Origin of the sequence: Galbibacter marinus (assembly GCF_000300875.1) — a bacterium.
Taxonomy (GTDB): domain Bacteria; phylum Bacteroidota; class Bacteroidia; order Flavobacteriales; family Flavobacteriaceae; genus Galbibacter; species Galbibacter marinus.
In genome coordinates this window covers 101502-122188 of sequence record NZ_AMSG01000005.1, presented here as the reverse complement: position 1 = coordinate 122188, position 20687 = coordinate 101502, and the positions used below count along the sequence as shown (strand labels likewise).

The 20687-nt window shown below is 38.2% G+C and carries 17 protein-coding genes; 8 read left to right on the top strand and 9 right to left on the bottom strand.

Annotated features, from left to right (window positions below):
- Nucleotide 1: 1 nt before the first annotated feature.
- The 7 genes from I215_RS05950 (at nt 2) to I215_RS05920 (ending at nt 8659) form a co-directional block, all read left to right on the top strand.
- Nucleotides 2-2380 carry a glycoside hydrolase family 95 protein gene (locus tag I215_RS05950; RefSeq protein WP_008991061.1) on the top strand — a complete coding sequence of 793 codons (2379 nt, stop codon included), beginning with the start codon at nt 2-4 and terminating at the stop codon, nt 2378-2380.
- Nucleotides 2381-2392: 12 nt separating this feature from the next.
- Nucleotides 2393-4456: an alpha-L-fucosidase gene (locus I215_RS05945; RefSeq protein ID WP_040459892.1), complete on the top strand. Its 2064-nt coding sequence runs from the start codon at nt 2393-2395 to the stop codon at nt 4454-4456.
- Nucleotides 4457-4460: 4 nt separating this feature from the next.
- Nucleotides 4461-5252: an L-fucose dehydrogenase gene (locus tag I215_RS05940; RefSeq protein ID WP_008991059.1), complete on the top strand. Its 792-nt coding sequence runs from the start codon at nt 4461-4463 to the stop codon at nt 5250-5252.
- Nucleotides 5253-6560, top strand: a complete 1308-nt coding sequence (gene fucP / locus I215_RS05935; RefSeq protein WP_008991058.1) for an L-fucose:H+ symporter permease — start codon at nt 5253-5255, stop codon at nt 6558-6560.
- Nucleotides 6561-6572: 12 nt separating this feature from the next.
- A complete protein-coding gene (locus I215_RS05930; protein WP_008991057.1) occupies nt 6573-6905 on the top strand; it encodes an L-rhamnose mutarotase in 333 nt (110 codons plus the stop codon).
- 14 nt (nt 6906-6919) lie between these two features.
- Nucleotides 6920-8071 (top strand): alpha-hydroxy acid oxidase, encoded by a 1152-nt coding sequence (locus tag I215_RS05925; protein ID WP_008991056.1) that lies wholly within the window; start codon nt 6920-6922, stop codon nt 8069-8071.
- 210 nt (nt 8072-8281) lie between these two features.
- Nucleotides 8282-8659: a DoxX family membrane protein gene (locus I215_RS05920; protein ID WP_008991055.1), complete on the top strand. Its 378-nt coding sequence runs from the start codon at nt 8282-8284 to the stop codon at nt 8657-8659.
- A gap of 78 nt (nt 8660-8737) precedes the next feature.
- Here I215_RS05920 and I215_RS05915 read toward each other — a convergent pair whose 3' ends face one another.
- The 5 genes from I215_RS05915 to I215_RS05890 form a co-directional block, all read right to left on the bottom strand.
- Nucleotides 8738-9217, bottom strand: coding sequence for a hypothetical protein (locus tag I215_RS05915; protein WP_008991054.1), 480 nt, complete (start codon nt 9215-9217; stop codon nt 8738-8740).
- 62 nt (nt 9218-9279) lie between these two features.
- On the bottom strand, nt 9280-9648 hold the full coding sequence (locus I215_RS05910; protein WP_008991053.1) for a hypothetical protein: 369 nt from the start codon (nt 9646-9648) through the stop codon (nt 9280-9282).
- Between the two features lie 726 nt (nt 9649-10374).
- Nucleotides 10375-11364 carry a Gfo/Idh/MocA family protein gene (locus I215_RS05900; RefSeq protein ID WP_008991051.1) on the bottom strand — a complete coding sequence of 330 codons (990 nt, stop codon included), beginning with the start codon at nt 11362-11364 and terminating at the stop codon, nt 10375-10377.
- Nucleotides 11348-13075, bottom strand: coding sequence for a sodium:solute symporter (locus I215_RS05895; protein WP_008991050.1), 1728 nt, complete (start codon nt 13073-13075; stop codon nt 11348-11350). The genes I215_RS05900 and I215_RS05895 overlap by 17 nt, the downstream gene beginning before the upstream one ends.
- Before the next feature lie 111 nt (nt 13076-13186).
- Nucleotides 13187-15712, bottom strand: a complete 2526-nt coding sequence (locus I215_RS05890; RefSeq protein ID WP_008991049.1) for a PIG-L family deacetylase — start codon at nt 15710-15712, stop codon at nt 13187-13189.
- A 273-nt stretch (nt 15713-15985) separates the two neighbouring features.
- On the opposite strand from I215_RS05890, the gene I215_RS05885 reads away from it, so the two are divergent.
- Entirely contained in the window at nt 15986-16642 is a 657-nt protein-coding gene (locus I215_RS05885) for a TrmH family RNA methyltransferase (protein ID WP_008991048.1), read from the top strand.
- Between the two features lie 5 nt (nt 16643-16647).
- Here I215_RS05885 and I215_RS05880 read toward each other — a convergent pair whose 3' ends face one another.
- From I215_RS05880 to rlmH, 4 genes are all read right to left on the bottom strand, one after another.
- Entirely contained in the window at nt 16648-17418 is a 771-nt protein-coding gene (locus I215_RS05880) for a carboxypeptidase-like regulatory domain-containing protein (protein WP_008991047.1), read from the bottom strand.
- Nucleotides 17419-17589: 171 nt separating this feature from the next.
- A complete protein-coding gene (locus I215_RS05875; RefSeq protein WP_008991046.1) occupies nt 17590-19317 on the bottom strand; it encodes a DEAD/DEAH box helicase in 1728 nt (575 codons plus the stop codon).
- Nucleotides 19318-19515: 198 nt separating this feature from the next.
- A complete protein-coding gene (locus tag I215_RS05870; RefSeq protein ID WP_008991045.1) occupies nt 19516-20085 on the bottom strand; it encodes a non-canonical purine NTP diphosphatase in 570 nt (189 codons plus the stop codon).
- 25 nt (nt 20086-20110) lie between these two features.
- Complete coding sequence (rlmH, locus tag I215_RS05865) at nt 20111-20584, bottom strand: 23S rRNA (pseudouridine(1915)-N(3))-methyltransferase RlmH (RefSeq protein ID WP_008991044.1); 474 nt, start codon at nt 20582-20584, stop codon at nt 20111-20113.
- Nucleotides 20585-20687 lie beyond the last annotated feature (103 nt).

Here is a 20687-nt window from a genome sequence, read left to right as displayed (position 1 = left end):
AGTGAGAATACAATCTTTAACCCTGGCTTTAATTACCTTAATAAGTGTTGGATGTAACCAGCGGGATGCCCAAAATAAGGGCGTGGAAGTGGATGAATTGTGGTATGAGCAAGCGGCCGAAGATTGGATGCAAGCCCTTCCTGTAGGTAATGGACGATTAGGTGCCATGATTTTTGGAAACCCTGATATAGAACACCTGCAACTCAATGAAGATTCTATGTGGCCAGGCGGTCCTACATTAGGGGATAGTAAAGGAACGGTGGAAGACTTAGTAGCTTTACGAGCTTTGATTGATCAGGGTAAGGTTCATCAGGCTGATAAGTTTATAGTCGATAAGTTTTCACATTTGGAGGTCACAAGATCCCATCAAACCGCTGGGGATCTTTTCTTAGATTTTAAACGCAAAGGTGAAGTAACGGATTATTACCGTGGACTCGATTTGGATAAGGCCGTGGCTACTGTATCTTATAAGGTTGACGGGGATCAATTTACTGAAAAAATTATCGCTTCTAATGTGGATGATGCCTTGATTATTTCTCTTGAAACAACAGCTGAGAAAGGTCTTGATTTTGATATACAGCTCTCCAGACCTATGGATAAAAGCGCTCCTACAGTATTAGTTACAACTCATAATAGTGATGAACTCATTATGGATGGTATGGTCACCCAACGCGGTGGAGTGGTTGAAAATAAACCCTATCCAATGCAGGAAGGCGTCGAATTTCAAACCCGACTAAGGGCTACCACAGAGGGAGGGACTATTGAACCTTCTGATGGGATTTTAGAATTAAGAGGCGTTAGAAAAGCGGTCATTTATCTGGTGACTAAAACCTCTTTTTATCATCAGGATTTTAAGGCTAAGGCTCAGGAGAATTTAAATGAGGTGGCCTCAAAATCTTTTGACGAGCTACTTCGTAGACACAGCCAGGATTTTGGAGAGTTCTACGACCGAGTGAATTTTAGTCTTGGTAGTTCCGATCTAGATTCTTTACCTACTGATAAAAGGTTACAACGTTACAAAGACGGACAGGTGGATTTGGATTTACAAACCAAGTTGTTTGACTATGGACGATATCTTTTAATTTCCAGTTCAAGAGAAGGAACTAATCCAGCCAATTTACAAGGAATTTGGAACAATCATATTTCAGCACCTTGGAATGCCGATTACCATTTAAATATTAACTTACAAATGAACTATTGGCCATCAATGGTGGCGAATCTTAGCGAATTACAGCAGCCCTTATTTGATTTTTCAGATCGGTTGCTGCAACGTGGAAAAAAGACTGCTAAAGAGCAATATGGGATACAAAGGGGTGCGGTGATGCATCATACAACTGATCTGTGGGCACCGGCATTTATGTTTTCTTCTCAACCCTATTGGGGATCTTGGATCCACGGTGGTGGGTGGCTCGCTCAGCATTACTGGGATCATTATCGATTTACTCAAGATGCTGACTTCTTAGAAAACAGAGCGTATCCATTTATGAAAGAAATTGCCTTGTTTTATATGGATTGGTTGCAAAAAGATGCTACAACCGGTAAATGGGTTTCGTATCCAGAAACCTCTCCAGAAAATTCATATTTAGCGGCAGATGGAAAACCAGCTGCGGTATCTAAAGGAGCGGCTATGGGTCATCAAATTATTGCAGAGGTTTTTGATAATGCTCTTTCGGCGGCAAAAGTTCTAAATATAAACGATGAATTTACCCAAGAACTGAAAGCTAAACGCGCAGACCTTACTCCAGGAATTGTTCTGGGTGAAGATGGAAGAATACTGGAATGGGACAAACCTTACAAGGAGCCTGAAAAAGGACATAGACATCTTTCGCATCTCTATGCCCTACATCCAGGAGATGCTATCACGGAGGCAACACCAGAGCAGTTCAAGGCGGCTAAAAAAACTATTGATTACCGATTAGAACATGGAGGAGCAGGAACTGGCTGGAGTCGCGCATGGATGATTAGCTTTAATGCTCGTTTGTTTGATAAGGCTTCTGCTGAGGAAAATATTAATAAATTTTTTCAAATTTCGATAGCTGATAACTTATTTGATGAACACCCTCCATTTCAAATTGATGGTAATTTCGGATATACTGCTGGTGTGATCGAATTGCTACTTCAATCTCATGAGGATTTTCTTAGGATATTACCTAGTTTACCAGAGAATTGGAGTGAGGGATCCATTAGTGGGATTAAAGCACGGGGTAATATTGAGGTCGGTATTACCTGGGATCAAAATAAATTAACACAACTTAGCTTAGTATCACCTGAGACAAAAAGTGTTGAGGTCAAATATGGTGATATTAAAAAGAAACTTTCTTTAAAGGCAGATCAGCCACTGATATTGGATGTTTCCTTAAACTCTAAAACTAACAATTAAACGCAACCGTATATGATCAAGCATTATCTTTTTTTTGTCTCCATTGCAATGTCAATGATAAGCTGCATGGAAGATCCTCCTCAAGCCTTAGGGCCAGTTCCATCACAGAGACAGCTTAAATGGCAGGAGTTAGAGTATTATGCGTTTTTTCACTTTAATATGAACACCTTTACCGATATGGAGTGGGGACTTGGTGGTGAAGATCCTTCTCTTTTTAACCCTACAGAATTAGACGTTGAGCAATGGGTTGAAACGGTGAAGAATGCCGGGATGAAAGGGGTGATATTAACGGCAAAGCATCACGACGGGTTTTGCTTGTGGCCTACAAAAACAACAGAACATTCCATTAAAAACTCACCTTATAAAAATGGAGAAGGTGACCTGGTAAAGGAGTTGGCCGAAGCCAGTAAGAAGCATGGACTTAAGTTTGGTGTATATCTTTCTCCTTGGGATCGAAATAGTGAGTTTTATGGAACCGATAGGTATGTGGATATATTTCATGAACAGCTACGGGAATTACTAACTAACTATGGTCCTATATTCGAAGTATGGTTTGATGGCGCTAACGGTGGAACGGGTTACTATGGAGGAGCCAACGAAAGGCGTGAAATTGATAATAAAACATATTACCAGTGGGATAAAACAATAGCTATAGTGCGGGAGCTACAACCAGAGGCGGTTATTTTTGGGGACAATGGGCCAGATATTCGATGGGTTGGAAACGAAGAGGGTTGGGCCAATGAGACTAACTGGAGTATAATGCGAAGAGATGAAATTTACCCAGGATGGCCTCGCTATAAAGAACTCAGAGGAGGTCATTACGACGGGACACATTGGTTACCTGCGGAATGTGATGTATCTATTCGTCCAGGATGGTATTATCATGCCTCGGAAGATCATCAGGTGAAAACTCTGACGCATCTTTTGGATATCTATTATCAATCCATTGGACGCAATTCTAATTTACTACTCAATATCCCTGTGGATGATAGGGGATTAATACATCCTAAGGATTCCATTCAGTTGATGCGATTAAAAGAACAGATCGATAAAGATTTTGCAGAAGACCTCGCTTTGAAAGCTCATGTACAGGCTTCAAGTAGTAGAGGTAGAGGATATAAGGCTGATAATCTAAATGATTCAGACGATGGAAGTTATTGGGCAAGTGGACAAGCAATAGATACTGCCAGTGTAGTATTAAAATTTAATGAACCTACTACTTTTAATAGAATTCTGCTGCAAGAGTTTATAAGTCTAGGTCAACGAGTCTCTGAATTTACCCTAGAGGCTGAAGTAGATGGAAAATGGCAATTGATCGATAGTCAAACAACTATAGGGAATAAAAGGATTCTTCGATTCGATACTGTACGATCTTCTAAAATTAGAATTCGTATCAAAGCTTCGAAAGGGGAGATCCTGCTTTCTAATATCAGTATTTACAATGCACCTACCCTGTTAGTGGCGCCAGAGATAAAAAGAGATAAGGATGGAACACTTACCCTTAAGGTGCCAGATACAAAGGTTCAGGTTTATTATACGCTTGATGGCTCAATGCCTGATTTGAGTTCTACAAGGTATACAGATCCTTTTATTGTAGAGAATGAATCGATGCTCAAAATGTTTGCTTATAACCCAGAAACCGAGCAAAAAACTGGAATTACGGAGCAAAAATTAGAAGTTTCCAAAAAGGATTGGAGTATTGTTAAAGGGGGAGAAAAATCATCTCATGTAATCGATGCTAATAGTGATAGTTTCTACACCACTTCGATTAAGGATCAAAATCAGGTGATTGTGGACCTTGGAAGTTCGATGGGCCTCAAAGGTTTTTCATACACACCAATGCAGGCTCGATTCCCTCACGGAATTATTACAGATTATGAGTTTTCAGTGTCTATGGATGGGGGAAATTGGACCGTGATATCCAAGGGAGAATTTGGAAATATTGTCAATAACAGAATTAGACAGGAAATTTATTTTGAGTCTTCCAAAGCGAGATTTATAAAATTAAAAGCACTAAAAGTAGCAGGGGAAAAACCAAATGCCACTTATGGAGAAATAGGAATTTTACAAAACTAAAAGAATGGATTTAGAATTAAATAACAAAGTAATTTTAGTAACCGGTGGTGATAAGGGTATAGGGTTTGGTATTAGCCAGGTCCTGGCTCAGGAAGGAGCCAAAGTTATTATTATCGGTCGAACAGAGAAAGATGTAATAAAAGCCGTAAGGGATATTAAGAATCAGGGAGGATCGGTGGATTATGAAATTGCTGAACTGACCGATCCCAAGGCTTGTCAGCGGGTGGTTTCTTCGATAATTACAAAGCATAAGCGCATAGATGGTCTGGTGAACAACGCTGGGGTAAATGATGGCGTGTCACTCTCTGGAGGGAGCTATGAGAAGTTTATTCATTCGATAAATAAGAATTTAACACATTATTACATGATGGCTCACCTGTGTTTGGATGAGCTTAAAAAAAATCAAGGTTCTATTGTCAATATTAGCTCTAAAACAGCTTCTACCGGGCAAGGTGGAACCTCAGGATATGCCGCTGCAAACGGGGGGCGAAATGCACTTACCCGGGAATGGGCTGTAGAGTTATTGCCTTATAAAATTAGGGTCAATGCCATTATTGTAGCTGAGAGTTATACTCCTTTATACAAAAGGTGGATTCAAGGGTTTGAGAATCCTCAGGAGAAACTCAAAGGAATCATCGAGAATATACCACTAGAAAATAGAATGACCACAGCAGAAGAAATAGCAAATACCACGGCATTTTTATTATCTTCAAAATCTAGTCATACCACAGGACAATTGCTTTACGTGGATGGGGGGTATACCCACCTAGATCGCGCCATTAAACCAATCAACTAAATGAAAACTGAAAAAATCAAAATTGTAAACAAAAAAAACTTAAAGCCTTTTATTTTAATTACCTCATTATTTGCACTTTGGGGCTTTGCTAACTCAGTGACCGACCCTATGGTTCAAGCCTTTAAAAAGGTATTGGAATTGTCGAATTCCGAGGCTGCATGGGTGCAGATGGCCTTTTATGGCGGATATTTCTGCATGGCACTTCCTGCTGCTTTATTTGTACGTAAATATTCTTATAAAACAGGTGTTCTTATCGGACTTGTGCTTTATGCCTTTGGGGCCTTACTTTTCTATCCAGCAGCTATATCGGAAGAATTTTGGTTTTTTTGTTTGGGACTTTATATTCTGACCTTTGGGTTGGCATTTTTGGAAACTACTGCAAATCCTTACATTCTAGCTATGGGTCATCCTTCCACAGCCACACGTAGGCTTAATTTGGCGCAAGCTTTTAATCCTGTTGGTTTATTGCTCGGTCTTTTAGTAGCCCAGCAATTTGTGTTAGAAGAATTGCAATCAGATGATATTACAGATTTTTCGGTGCTAACTGAAGCTAAAAAAGCACTCGTTCGAACAACGGACTTAATGGCTATAAGGGATCCTTATGTGGTTTTGGGTCTAGTTATCTTAGCAGTCTTTTTTATAATTCTACTTAGTAAAATGCCTCAAGCTCGCGATCAAGGAGGAACTCCTAGCCTTGGCAACACCTTTAAAAAACTCTTTAGTAATAAGAAGTATAGTTATGGTGTGATAGCTCAAATCTTATATGTAGGAGCACAAATCATGTGCTGGACGTATATTTACCAATATGCCGAAGCCTTTGGTATGTCAAGTGAAGATGCGGCAAACTATCAATTTGGAGCATTTGTATTATTTTTAATTGGTAGAGCCATTGGAACATGGATTTTAAAATACATCACAGCCTCAAAAATGTTGATGTACTTCGGAACTACTGCTGCTATATGTGCTTTGGCTACCATATTCTTAGTAGGTGTTCCAGGGCTGTACGCCTTAGTACTGGTCTCTTTTTGTATGTCCATAATGTTTCCAACCATTTATGGAATTGCTTTAGATCGGCTATCGGAAGAAGAGTCCAAAATAGGAGCAGCTGGCTTGGTTATGGCTATAGTTGGTGGTGCCTTAATGCCTAAACTTCAAGGAATGGTGATCGATCTTGGCGGTGTGGCAGTGAATGATTTAAATATTTTAGGGGTATCTGAGGCCAATTTCTCTTTTGCACTTCCTTTATTTTGTTTTGTCTTTATCGTATATTACGGTTCTTGGGTACATAAGAATTATCAAAACATATAAAATCGCTAAAAAATGAAAGAATATGCATTTGCTTTAGACCTGCAAAATAATCCAGAGAAGATCGTTTCTTACATTGTTCATCATAAGAATGTTTGGCCGATCGTTATTGAAAAGATAAAGGAATCAGGGGTCAGGGATATGAAAATTTACCAATTAGCCAACAGATTGTTTATGATAGTGAAGGTAGAAGATGATTTTTCAATTGAAACTGATCCTATTGGTGATCCAACTCACCCTGAGGTCCAACGATGGGAAAATCTCATGTGGGAATATCAACAAGCCCTGCCTTTTGCGCATAAAGGAGAGAAATGGCTACTGATGAATAACATATTTCAATTGCCCTAGGCATTATAATAAAAATGAAAGAAATAAAATTTGATGGACGATATCCGAGTGTTGATGATCTTAGAAATCACGCGATAAAAAAAATTCCCAAATTTGCATTTGAATACTTGGATGGTGGTTGTAATAATGATGTCAATTTAATTAAAAACACCAAAGAAATTAGGGATGTTGAGCTAATTCCATCTTATTTGGACCAACACCTTGGTTCGGATATGAAAACCGAACTATTTGGACATACCTACGATGCGCCTTTTGGAATAGCTCCAGTGGGGTTGCAAGGACTCATGTGGCCTAATGCACCGGAGATTTTAGCAAAGTCAGCTTTTGAACATAATATTCCTTTTATACTCAGTACTGTGACCACTAGTAGTATTGAAAAAATTGGAGAAATAACCCAGGGTAAAGCCTGGTTTCAGCTGTACTATCCAGCCAAAGAAGAAGTTCGTCAGGATATTTTGGACCGTGCTTGGGCTGCTGGTTATCGTGTACTGGTGATCCTGTGTGATGTTCCTACCTTTGGATTTCGTCCTCGGGATATCCGAAACGGTTTAGCGATGCCCCCTAAGATGTCCTTAAGTAATATTATTCAAATTTTAAAGCGCCCCGAGTGGGCGATAAAGACCTTAAAGTATGGTCAACCGAATTTTCAGACCTTAAAGCCTTATATGCCTAAGAATTTAGATTTAGCGCAACTAGGTAAATTCATGGATGATACCTTCTCTGGTCGATTAACTCAAGAGCGAATTAAACCTATACGCGAAAAGTGGAAAGGAAAGTTGGTGCTAAAGGGGGTTGCCAATGAAAAAGATGCCAAGAGTGCTATTGCATTAGGTTTGGATGGTCTTATAGTCTCTAACCATGGAGGGCGGCAATTAGATGCTGGTGAGTCTACTTTAATGCCCATGAAACGGATTGCACAACTTTACGGAGATCAAATTAAAGTGATGATGGATAGTGGACTTCGTGAAGGACCAGATATCGCAAGATGCATGGCTAGTGGATCACAATTTACTTTTTTAGGACGTAGTTTTATGTATGGAGTTGCAGCACTAGGAGAAAAGGGTGGCGATCATACCATTTCACTTTTAAAGGTTCAACTTCAACAGATCATGGATCAATGCGGCTGTGCTAAAACAGCCGATCTTAAGAATCACCTCAAGCTGTAATTTGATGTTTTATAAACTATAAAAGTATTCTTTTAAGGTGAGCTAGGTGACGGTATTGACACTTTAGATTGTCGTTTTTTACCCTGTTTTATTAGGATAAAAAAATTAAATTCACTTACTTTTTCACTGTATAGTCTGGCTTATAGCTTTTTAAGAGGTCTGCTTTGCTTTGAATAACACTTTGAATGTTTATTTTAAATTTATGGAATTATGGCTAAAAAAGTTTTATTTGTAGTATCTGCTTTGTTCGGACTCATGTTTATAAATGCTGGGTTAAACAAATTTTATAATTATATGCCCGTTCCAGAGGATTTGCCTACAGAACTCGTCAATGATATGATGGCAATGTCTGAGATTATATGGCTTACTCCACTTGTGGCTGTGGCAGAAATCCTAGGTGGATTATTAATTATATTTCCAAAGACGCGTGCTCTTGGATCCCTTGTTATTCTTCCTGTTTTTGTAGGTGTTTTACTTACCAACACGGTTGTTGAGACCTCGGGATTACCACTTGTTTTGGTTCTTTTAGCAATTCTAATATGGATATTGGTAAGCGAGAAAGCTAAGTTTAAACCCTTGTTTAGATGACAAAGAAAAGCACCCATGATCAAAGAAATTTAATTTCCTTTGATCTGGATGCTCTCCAACCATGAACAAAACATTTCTCTAGCGTTGCAAAGTATTGACTTTGCTTACTAATTTTTCTAAAGTAGCTCTAAATTGATCCACCTCATGTATGTTGTTTGTATTCTCATCGTAGATTAATATGGATGTTTTATCTCCATCTTTTTCTACTATCTCAAGGTGCATTTTATCAATAATTTGTTGGTTCGAAGGGGAGGTATAATAGCTATAATCAGGTTTTATGCTTTTAAGGTCATTGATGGCCCATATATTTCCTTTTGATTCCCCTGACTTTTCAATTTCGAAATGCAATAATTTTTTGGAGTGCGCATCTAGAATAAATTGTTGTTTTCCTAGGTCATTGAAAGTGTCAGTAGGACTTAGCTCATGCTGATTTATTAGCTTTTGTGTTAGTCCTTCAATTTTACGTTTTTTAGCTTTTGATTTAATGATGGCATAAAAAATTGGAACAATAAAGATTAGTAATAATAGGATTCCAATAATAGCAGTATTTGAACTCATAGTTTTAGTATATAATAGATTTTTTAAAATGTCTTAATGATTCTCTTGTTGTAACAATCATATTATGTAAATCCATGAAAAGGAAACAGTAGTGCGATTACACCTCTAGTGCCATGGTGTCCATTAAAATACATTCTCCTTATCTTTTTGTCTGTTAGTGCTTCTTGCATGGCATCACAGTCAATTGCGGACTTTAAAGAAGTGCCTGGATTATTGTTAAGCTGATGGAAGGTGTTATAATGTACCGTTAGTGGTTCTAATCCATATTGTTGTATGGGGTTTGTGGAGGTTAATACCACAGAAGAAACAGCATCCAAGGCTCTGAGGCATTCCACCGTTTTATAGCTCTTGGAAGTACTTAAGGATTGTAGTACCAAGAAGAATAATAAACTGGTGAAATAATTGAAATTTATACTTTTAAGCCAATACATGATTGTCTACTTTTTTACCCTTGGTTGCATTTTGAGCTATATAGACATAGGGTCTATACTGGCTCGTTTTATGCCTAAATTGCGATTAAATAGCGGAGCACCACCTTTAAGGCTTCTTAATAGCCAAATGGCGCAATGTGGTAACTATCGATTTATTTTAGAAAAGATTGTTGGCTTAGGAGAAGCCATGAAAGGGAAGTAAATGTTGAATTATTCTATTTTTAGCCGATAAACTATGCAGTTCCAAATCCTTGTTAAGGGTGAAGAATGTGGTGATTAAGAGTGGGCTGGTAAATCTTACTAAGCCCTCAAATGGTCTAATAATGTTAAGTGTCTCGGTTTTGACATCAAACTGCTTGTAGATATTCGTGAAGGCTTGAAATTGAAATTGGATTTGAATCCGAGAACTTAAATTGCTTTCCTGCGTGGTTTGATGGGAAATAGCACCCTGGTTAAATTTATCCAGAGAAGGGGCTTCACGAGATAAATTCGAGAGTACCAATATTAACAGTATTGATACCAATAGGCTATTTCCTTTTCTTAAAAGCATGGAGCAAATATACTGTTTATTTGTTTTATGAGTTCTTAATGTTCAACAAATTAAATATGGTAAAAGAAATCTGGGAGCTTGGTTACCAAATGCATATTTCTAATTGAGGAAATTTATGGTGCTGCGGTGTTTTCCTATAGGTTTTAAGTCAATTGTAAGTATTTAATCGAGTAGGCTTACTCAAAATAACTAAGTCCTATGATTTCTTTTACCTTGTCCATAGTCTGCATTAGATTCTTACTAAATTCAAAGGAAGCAATAGGGCTTTGTGTTTTTCCTCTTCGAAGTAAGTCATTAAAGTGTGAAATTTCATAATCATATCCAAATGTTCCAACTCCAAAGTCTTTTAATGTCTCTTTACCTGTATGATCGATAAAGCTCACTTTGCTTGGCTTATGGAAAGATGGATGAATAACGATTTTCCCTTTTTCACATTGTATGACCCCTTGGGTAGGGGTTTGTTCTAATAGGGTGGAGTGCAACAGCGCTGTTTTGCCTTGTGGGTAGTGAAATTTCATTTTGCATTCGGAATCAACTCCTGTTTCAAAGAATTGGGCGTGGGCTTCTATCGAATCAGGGATTCCTAGTATGCTAAGAGCTAGTATGATAGGGTATATGCCAATGTCCAAAAGACTTCCCCCTCCTAGCTGCTTGTCAAACAATCTTCCACCTTGGATAAATTCTGGTAAAAATCCAAAATCAGCTTCTATAGATAGTACTTCTCCAAAGGCGCCTGATTCTATAAAAGTAAGCACCTGCTTAAAGTGTGGTAAAAAGCAGGTCCATAAGGCCTCCATAAGAAGAATGTCTTCTTGTTGAGCTACTTGAATCATTTGCTCCACATCTGCACTATTTAGGGCTAATGGTTTTTCGCATAGTACTGCTTTTTTTCTTCTCAAGCAATCAATGGTGTAAATCTTATGAAATGCATGGGGTGTAGCAATATAGATGGCATCGACTTTGGGATCATTCATTAAATCCATGTAGTTCCCATAGGCTACCTTTGCCTTGTATGTATTTTTAAATGCGATCGCGTTATCCATATTTCTTGAGGCAACAGCATATAATTGTGCATCTTTAAGTGTAGCGAGATCGCTCGCGAATTTTGTGGCGATGCGGCCTGGGGCAAGTATGCCCCATTTTATTTGTTTACTTTTTGATGACATGGGTAGATCTGTTTATGATTTCAAATAATAGGGCTAATATAATCACTAGGGCGCAGCCTATAAAATTGAGCCACATATAGCCTAGTTTCTCCTCTCCAGTGTCGTACTGGTATATCGCAAAATAATAGAGTAGGATCACCAATATTTGTGTTATAATGGCGGCGATAAACACGGCATTCCCACGGATAAATTTGATAAAAAAAGCTATCAGAAATATTCCAAGTACATTTCCGTAAAAGATGGATCCAATAATATTGACTAGTTGAATGAGATTATCTAGCAGGGTGGCGAAATTGGCAAAGCAGATGGCAATTATTCCCCAAGCAAGGGTAAACCATCTAGTGGCATTTAAATAATAGCGCTCGCTGTGTTGTTTGTTTTGTTGTCTTTTAAATAAATCCATGGTTGTAATGGTCCCTAAAGCGTTGAGCTCGGATGAGGTGGAGGACATGGCCGCTGAGAATATCACAGCTAGTAGTAGACCAACAAGACCCGTTGGAATATTATTTAATATAAAGTGTATAAATACATAATCCTTATCGTTCGTCTCTAGATCTTTATCAACTTGTTGGATCAGTGCCCTAGCCTGTTCGCGGTTTTGTCGTTCCTCCACATTGATATCGTGAATTTTGTTTTTTGCTGACATGATAAGGGAATAGTCTTTCATGTCTAACATGGCAGAGAATCGCTCTTGTGCAATCTTTTTTTCTTTTTCTAAGACCAGGTGCTCTTTTTCCATTAACTGGTACTTTTGGGCGTATTCTGAGTTTTGAACTGCTTGTACTGCAGCAGGATTGAAGTTCAGTGGAGAGTGATTGTATTGATAAAATACAAATACCATTACCCCAACAAGTAGAATAAAGAACTGCATGGGGACTTTTAAAAGACCGTTAAAGATCAATCCTAGCTGACTTTCCCTTACTGATTTACCACTTAAATAGCGCTGTACTTGACTTTGATCGGTTCCAAAATAGGCTAGCGCAAGAAAAAGTCCTCCAGTAATACCACTCCAAAATGTATATCGACTAGTAAAGTCTAATGAGAAATCTAAGATATTTAGTTTGTCATTGGCTCCTGCTATTTTTAGTGCTTTTCCAAAGTTAATGTCATCTGGTAGGTAGCTCATCACTAGATAAAAAGCGGTGAACATTCCGACCATTATAACAAACATTTGCTGTTTCTGAGTCACACTTACTGCTTTGGTACCTCCAGAAACTGTATAAATGATCACCAGTATTCCGATGATTATATTAAGGGTTTCAATTTTCCAACCAAGTACTGCAGAGAGTATGATAGAGGGGGCATATATGGTGATCCCTGCGGCTAATCCTCGTTGAATTAAAAACAGGATTGCTCCTAAGGATCGAGTTTTTAGATCAAACCGTGATTCTAAAAATTCATAGGCAGTATACACTTTTAATTTATGGTATATAGGGATAAATACCATACAAATAATAATCATGGCCAGGGGGAGTCCAAAATAGAACTGGACAAATCCCATTCCATCGTGGAAGGCTTGTCCAGGTGTGGATAGAAAGGTAATGGCACTAGCTTGGGTGGCCATTACGGATAGCCCGACTGTCCACCATTTAGCCTCCTTTCCGCCTAGTATGTAGTCATTTACATCTTGGCTTCCTTTTGTTTTCCAATACCCGTAGACTACGATAAAAAGTAACGTACCTACTAAAACAATCCAATCGATTAATTCCATAGTAGGGCTACTTGTTAGAGAACATTATTAAATAAAATATAAAAATATAGATCGCATTTAATAACAGCACAAGGGTATAAGCGCGTTTCCATTCAAATTTGTTTAGCATGATTAGTTGTTTAATGCGTTGTTGTTCGTTTTATCTTGCTCTCCCAAGGAGATCATGTTGGCCAAAAGCTTGTATGCGCCACTAACACCTGCAGGTAGTTCTCTAAAAAAGCTCAAGCCTGTATAAATATAGTAACCTTTTCCATATGGAGCTACCAAAAGACTTCCTTCTTTTGGACTTTCTCCCGCATCATTCATAGCTAGTATGGGTTCAAACTCTCTGGCCCAATTTTGTGCAAAGTACAATCCTCTTTCTTGAACCCAACCTTGAAAATCCGCTTGGGTAATTTTATTAGGACTATTTAAAATCGGATGATTTGGAGCTAGGAAAGTCACTTGGGCATTTTCATCGGTTACACGCTTTCTAGAAAGCTCCAATGAGAAGGGGGCTAAGTTGGACGGTCCTTTACCTTCCCGGTTAACGGTATTGTATTGTACTATAAGATTTCCTCCATTTTTCACAAAATCAAATAAGAGATGTTGTTTAAATTTTAGTGTCTTACTGATATTATAGGCTCTAATGCCTACAACCACCGCATGGTAATTTTTAAGCAAATTAGCGGAGATTTCATTGGGATCTATTAAATCGACCTTATAGCCGATTTGTTCCAAGCTTTCAGCAATGGCGTCCCCAGCGCCGTTGATATAGGCTATGCGATTGCCATTAATATCGATATTGGAACGTACCACCTTAACACTAGGGTCTAATAGGACGCTCTGCCTCGGAACATGTTGGTAGTTGATGGTGTTTAATTCCTTAGAGAACCGCTGACCCTCAACGGTCACCACAGGGGTGATATTTCCATGGCTTTCTTGCTTTGGGGGTTCAACTATAAATGTCACTGTTCTTACTTCTCCTTTATTGGGAATTACAATCTTATGCTCACTGGGAGACACCTTCCAGCCGTTTGGAGTCTCTAAGCTCACTACACCGTTTATCTTATTAGTAGCCGAAGTGATAGAAAGGGATAATGGTTTTGGCCTCTGATCGGCAAAAACCATTACTTTACTTGCAGCATTTACCGTTACTTTAGGTAGAATTTCAAAAGGTTGGTAGCGTTCGCCCTTGTCAGGTTTGGCAAATTTATAAACAACAGAGGTTTTAAATTCAATTGGTACACCTTGTATTGTTATGGTGACTTTAATTGGTATGGCCGCAGGTGTTTGCGCCTTACCACGTAGCTCCAAGGGGGCCTGATACATTCCTAAGGTACTTGGGTTATTGAGCCAATAAGGATTAGAGTAATCACTGTCTTGTGGGATTTTAAAGCGCAAAGGGATATTCTCTATCTGATTGTTCTCTAATGTTCTTTTTAATGGAAATTCTGTATTGCTGGGTAGGATTTCAATTTTCTCTAACTCCATTTGTATTGGTGATCTATTGAGAAGGTTTGCTTGAATCTCAATTTCAGATCCAGGAACTGCTGCTGCAATATCGGTTGTGGTTTCAATGAATAAACCACTGCATGCCCCTATGATGTTTTTGATTTGTTCTAGTTTGACCGATCGCCAGTGTTGATCTTCTAGAGCATCAATTAATTTATAAGCCTTTAGAAGATCAGGGATATGTGCAGAGGGATTGGTGAAATTAAAATCTTCTTCTATTGGTAAAAGAATTTTTTCGATTTCTTCCCCTTTTTCGACCCTGGTCCAACTGGTATTGATACCATCGAAAATTTGACTTCCACCTAACTCACCTTTTAGAAGTTCTAAATAGTGATGATGGGAGCCTCTGGAGGTTAGGGTGCCAAATCCTTGACTTAAATGCTGGCTTCTTGCTACAGATGCAATTTCATTGTTACTTTTTCCAAGGTTCGGATAATAGGTGCCAACATCCACCGAGATTAAATTGGATTTATCAGCTTTATGAAATTTTTCCTCACTACCATAGAACCACCATGAGGTGTTGAAAAATAATTTTTTCGTTTGCCAAGGATCGGTATGTTTAAGCTGCCCAGGGAAGGCATTTTTATCATTGGCTTTATCAAAAGCCTCCATGCTTAACATTGCGGATGAGGTGTGATGTCCATGGGTAGACCCAGGACTTCTGTGGTCGAATCGATTTATGATTACATCGGGTTTGAAGTTTCTGATCACCCATACTATATCGGATAAGACATCTTCTTTGTTCCAAATTTTAAGGGTTTCATCGGGATGTTTGGAATAGCCAAAATCATTGGCACGTGTGAAAAACTGCTTACCACCATCGATGGCTCGAGCAGCTAATAGCTCTTCGGTTCGAAGCACCCCTAGAAGTTCTCTAAGTTCGGGTCCAATGAGATTTTGACCACCATCACCTCTGGTAATGGATAAATAGGCTGTGCGTGCTTTAACACCATTGGATAAATATGAGATTAATTGGGTGTTTTCATCATCAGGATGAGCAGCTATATAGAGTGCTGTTCCTAAAAAGTTAAGTTTCTGGACTGCCTGATAAATTTCAGAGGAGGTGTAGGTTTTAGGTCCTTGGCCGTATGAGAGAAGTGTAAATAAAAATCCAATGGTAAAAATGGATACTCTTGTTAGCATGCTTTTGTATTTTCCGTGACCTTTCAAATATAGAAAGAATAGTTTTTTGTTAATACGTTTTAACTAAAAGTTATTGATGATGTTTAATTTGCCACAATATTCAGACCAAATTCAATATTGAGGAGCCTTTAAGCCCTAAGATTTTATTTTTGTATAGAAAGGTTACTTTTTAAAATGATTTAAAAAGTTGTATTTTAGTTTTTAAACCAGTGGGTGACCCTTTAACAAAAAAGTGTTGCCGCGAAAAATTCTTATTAAATTTTTGTTTTCCAAATGTCATTAATTGATTATTTAAATGGATTTGTTACCCCTGAACGAAGAGAGCGCATTGAGCATGTGCTTGAAAGGCGTACCAATCATATTGCCGTCTGTATTGAGGATGTATACCAATTGCACAATACAAGCGCTGTACTTCGTAGTTGTGATGTTTTTGGTATTCAACAACTTTATGTAATCGAAGAACAATTCGGAAAAAGATTGGATAAAAATATTGCTATGGGATCCGAGAAGTGGGTGGATGTTCATCGTTTTGATACCGCAAAGCAATGTATTGATCGTCTAAGATCAGACGGTTACAAAATTATTGCCACTACACCACTAAAGACAAGCGCTCCTTTGGAAGACTTTGATATTAGTGAGAAGTCAGTGATATGTTTTGGAACGGAGAAATCTGGACTATCTTCTGCTATTATGGACCAAGCCGATGGCTATATCCATATTCCAATGGAGGGTTTTTCGGAGAGTTTAAATATATCCGTTTCTGCAGCAATCATTCTTCACCAGTTGCGATCACGCTTAAATGAATCTGAAATTCCTTGGCAATTAAACATGGAGCAGTATACTGAAAAACGTCTTGATTGGACCATGAAATCTATAAGGAGTATCGATGATGTTTTAAGCCGATATACCCAGGAGAATCAGGCTTTATAGAGGGGTCACTTATTTCTGTTTAACACCTTGTATTCTTCGTAACAGTTGCTGATGGCATCGAGAATCTGCAAGTCATTGGCCGTTTCGATAAAGCCATCTGAATAGTTGCAGTTTCTCAAAATTTCTTCAATGTCTAATTTGTCTACTTGTAGTAGTGCCATAAGGGTTTCCCGATCAAATTTTGAAGATAGTAAACTACGGATTTTATCATCTTCTTGCATCTTACGCAATTTGCGCATCTGCTGTGGCTTTTTGCCAAAGAGATTGTGTAGAAAATCCGCGGGGTTGAAAATGGATCCCAATATATTGGAAAAGGCATTGGGGTTTCTACTTCCAGCCTCGTAGCCCATGTTTAACCCTGATATGCTATAACGTGCTGATTGGTTGATGGGAATGTTTTTAGAATCGATATCCAGGTAACCTGTGAGTTGATAAGGGCGTACAACCACCTCTTCAAGTGCAAAGGCTAATTCTGTCAGACCGATCTTGGTGTTTTGATACTTTATCATGTCATTAGTGACTCTTACCTTGACGGCTTTAAAGCCGATATATGACAAGTATAAGGTGTCATTTACTCGGGCAGTGATGTTGAATTGTCCCTTGTCATCAGTAATGGTACCAATGACCTGATTCAGGTTTAATACGTGTACATTCCCCATAACTGATTCATCTGAGGTGTTAAACACGACTCCTTGGAGTTCACCTGTAGTATCATCATTTTGTGAAAATCCTATACCAGCAGTTAAGAGAATCAGTAAACATATAATTTTTTTCATTAATTCAAACATACTAAAAAAGTATTCCTGAGCCTAAACATAGTGTGGTATTAAATAGTTAGCAACTTCGTTTTTAAAGTTTAGGCAAAATTAGCAATATATAGCGGGGCTAAAAATAGCAAACTAAAGCAAAAAATGCGCCTATTAGACGCATTTTTAATTTATTATTAACTAAAACCTTTTTTTAGGCTTTCCTTTTCCCCTATGACTTTTAGGTTTGAAGTTTCGATCTTTCCCCTTGTTAAAGTCTCTACCACCTTTTCTAGACCTTTTGCCAGAGCGATCGCCACGATTTCTGTTCTCATGAGCGTTTTTAGATACCTCGACATTAATAAAGCGATCGTCAAGTTTGAATTCTGAGAATGTCGCTAATACATTTTCTGTGTGGGTAGCATCAGTGTTAAAGAAAGAGAAACTCTCTTTAACATCTACCTTAAAGACGTCATCCTTTCCTAAACCTAATTGTTCTTTAAGGAAGTCCTTTAATACCATCCAATCGTATCCGTCTCTTGAACCAACATTTATAAAGTACCTTACCTTGCCTTCTGAAGAGAAGTCTTCACTGCGTCCATTATTAGAAACATTGATATCTCCAGCTTTTTTGTAGTATTCCGCAAAACGTCCGAATTCAACAGAAACCATTTTTTTGATTAGTTCCTCACGGTCAATTCCTTCTAAAACATCTTCAATAGCAGGAAGATAGGTCTCTACCTCCTTGTTTACCTCAGTGTTTTTGATCTTGCTGGCCAAGTGATACAATTGTATCTCACATATCTCATCTGCTGATGGAATCTTTTTAGCATCAAACTTTTGTTTGATAATACGCTCTATAGCACTGATTTTTCGCAGTTCACTCTTGGTGATAATCACCATGGAAATTCCAGATTTACCAGCACGTCCCGTACGACCACTTCTGTGGGTGTAGGTTTCAATTTCGTCTGGTAATTGATAGTTGATCACATGGGTGATGTCATCTACGTCGATTCCTCGAGCAGCAACGTCCGTAGCCACTAACATTTGTATTTGTTTGTTACGGAATGATTTCATGACCATATCACGTTGATTTTGACTTAAATCTCCGTGTAATGCTCCAGCATTGTATCCGTCTTCTATAAGTTTTTCGGCTACTTTTTGGGTATCTCTTTTGGTTCTACAGAAAATGACCGAAAAGATATCTGGGTTTGTGTCTGCTAACCTTTTTAATGCTAGGTATCGATCTCTACCACCTACAACATAGTATTCATGTTGTACATTTTCAGAAGCTGAATTCTTTGTACCCACAGTTATTTCATGTGGTTGATTCATGAACTTCTTAGCGATGTTCGAAACCTCTTTTGGCATAGTAGCTGAAAACAACCAAGTACTTTTTTCTTTGGGTGTATGAGACAAAATATCTTTGATGTCTTCATAGAATCCCATGTTCAGCATTTCGTCAGCCTCGTCTAAAACACAATACTGTATTTTAGAAATGTTTACCATTTTTCTGCTGATCATATCCTTCATACGTCCAGGAGTGGCCACAACAATTTGCGATCCTCTTTTGACCTGATTTGCTTGCTCTATAATGCTAGCACCACCATATATGGCAGTGACATTTAAAGAAGGGTAGTATTTTGAATATTGTTTTAATTCATGAGCGATTTGTAAACAAAGCTCACGAGTAGGCGAAAGAATAAGCCCTTGTGTAGTTTTGCTTTTAGTGTCGATCTTTTGAATCATAGGAAAGCCGAAAGCAGCCGTTTTTCCCGTTCCTGTTTGTGCCAAGGCCACGATGTCTGTTTCTTGGCTTAGTAGGACCGGAATAGCTTTCTCCTGTACCTCAGACGGCGACTCAAAGCCCATATCGTGAATGGCTTTTAATAGCTGTTCGTTCAGTCCTAATTGTTCAAATTTATTCATATATGTATTTAAAATAAGGGGGCAAAGGTAATCTTAATTATTGGATTGTTAGGTATTTATAGTTATAAATATTTGAATAAAACACCTTGGGAGCTTAGATGTAACTATTTGAAAGTTAATTGATTGCGTTCTTGACGCTGTTCGCCTAGTAGAAATGTTGTATGATGAGCCCTTGAATAAAGGTCGATTTTAGGTCAATTACTTTAAAAAGTTTGCCAGTTTTTCAAAAGCCCGACCCCTGTGACTGATGTTGTTTTTTTCTTCTTTACTAAGCTCTGCAAAAGTGCGATTAAAGCCATCGGCAACAAAAATGGGATCGTACCCAAAGCCGCCTTCCCCTGATTGCTTTTCAGAGATTTCACCATTTACAATTCCTTCAAATTGTTGTAACGTCCCATCAATTATTAGGGCAATCACAGTTTTAAAACGTGCTTTTCTGTCCGTCTTGCCTTGAAGGTTCTCTAATAATTTTGCCATATTTTTATGGGCATTATTCTCTGGGCCTACATAACGTGCCGAATAGACCCCTGGTGCATTGTCAAGTGCTAGAACTTCTAATCCCGTGTCGTCTGAAAAACAATTTAAATTATAGTGATCCCAAATGTATTTTGCTTTTATAACTGCATTTTGCTCTATGGTTTCTCCCCATTCTTCTATGGGCTCATCACAGCCTATTTCTGATAGACTTACAATCTCAATATGTGGAGGAAGTATCGATTTTATTTCAGCTAACTTGTTATGATTATGTGTGGCAAAAACTAACTTCATACTTTAATTTTATTTTTTTTAACCTTTAGCGATGGTGATAGGGTTCGTTTCTTAATATGGTAAATCCTCTGTATAGCTGCTCTATAAAAAACAATCGAATCATTTGATGGGAAAAAGTCATGTGTGAAAGGGAGATCTTTCCTTGTGATTTTTGATACACCTCTTCAGAAAATCCGTATGGGCCGCCTATGACATATACCAATTGCTTGACGCCGCTATTCATGCGTTTTTGAAGCTGGGCAGCAAAGTCAACTGATGAAAATTGTTTTCCTTTTTCATCTAATAGGATTACGCAATCTGCTGGTGAGACTTTGGATAATATCTGCGCACCTTCCTTTGTCTTTTGCTCAGACTCCGATAGATTCTTTGCTTGTTTAATATCTGGAATGATTTCTATACTGAAATTCACATAATGCGACAAACGTTTGGTATATTGTGCAATGAGTTCAATAAGGTTTGAATCATCTGTTTTCCCTACTACAATGAGTTTAATGTTCATGGGGTAAAAGTAGGAAACTCCTAGAATAATATTGTAATGACTTGGTTTAAAATTGCCGTGCTTTAACTTGGTAGTATATTTAAAGACTGTGGGTAAGTGTGGT

What these genes read in the sequence shown, in the direction of transcription:
- I215_RS05945 (WP_040459892.1), top strand. Translation starts at nt 2,393, where the DNA reads ATGATCAAGCATTATCTTTTTTTTGTCTCCATTGCAATGTCAATGATA.
- I215_RS05940 (WP_008991059.1), top strand. Translation starts at nt 4,461, where the DNA reads ATGGATTTAGAATTAAATAACAAAGTAATTTTAGTAACCGGTGGTGAT.
- fucP (WP_008991058.1), top strand. Translation starts at nt 5,253, where the DNA reads ATGAAAACTGAAAAAATCAAAATTGTAAACAAAAAAAACTTAAAGCCT.
- I215_RS05930 (WP_008991057.1), top strand. Translation starts at nt 6,573, where the DNA reads ATGAAAGAATATGCATTTGCTTTAGACCTGCAAAATAATCCAGAGAAG.
- I215_RS05925 (WP_008991056.1), top strand. Translation starts at nt 6,920, where the DNA reads ATGAAAGAAATAAAATTTGATGGACGATATCCGAGTGTTGATGATCTT.
- I215_RS05920 (WP_008991055.1), top strand. Translation starts at nt 8,282, where the DNA reads ATGGCTAAAAAAGTTTTATTTGTAGTATCTGCTTTGTTCGGACTCATG.
- I215_RS05915 (WP_008991054.1), bottom strand. Translation starts at nt 9,217, where the DNA reads ATGAGTTCAAATACTGCTATTATTGGAATCCTATTATTACTAATCTTT.
- I215_RS05910 (WP_008991053.1), bottom strand. Translation starts at nt 9,648, where the DNA reads ATGTATTGGCTTAAAAGTATAAATTTCAATTATTTCACCAGTTTATTA.
- I215_RS05900 (WP_008991051.1), bottom strand. Translation starts at nt 11,364, where the DNA reads ATGTCATCAAAAAGTAAACAAATAAAATGGGGCATACTTGCCCCAGGC.
- I215_RS05895 (WP_008991050.1), bottom strand. Translation starts at nt 13,075, where the DNA reads ATGGAATTAATCGATTGGATTGTTTTAGTAGGTACGTTACTTTTTATC.
- I215_RS05890 (WP_008991049.1), bottom strand. Translation starts at nt 15,712, where the DNA reads ATGCTAACAAGAGTATCCATTTTTACCATTGGATTTTTATTTACACTT.
- I215_RS05885 (WP_008991048.1), top strand. Translation starts at nt 15,986, where the DNA reads ATGTCATTAATTGATTATTTAAATGGATTTGTTACCCCTGAACGAAGA.
- I215_RS05880 (WP_008991047.1), bottom strand. Translation starts at nt 17,418, where the DNA reads ATGAAAAAAATTATATGTTTACTGATTCTCTTAACTGCTGGTATAGGA.
- I215_RS05875 (WP_008991046.1), bottom strand. Translation starts at nt 19,317, where the DNA reads ATGAATAAATTTGAACAATTAGGACTGAACGAACAGCTATTAAAAGCC.
- I215_RS05870 (WP_008991045.1), bottom strand. Translation starts at nt 20,085, where the DNA reads ATGAAGTTAGTTTTTGCCACACATAATCATAACAAGTTAGCTGAAATA.
- rlmH (WP_008991044.1), bottom strand. Translation starts at nt 20,584, where the DNA reads ATGAACATTAAACTCATTGTAGTAGGGAAAACAGATGATTCAAACCTT.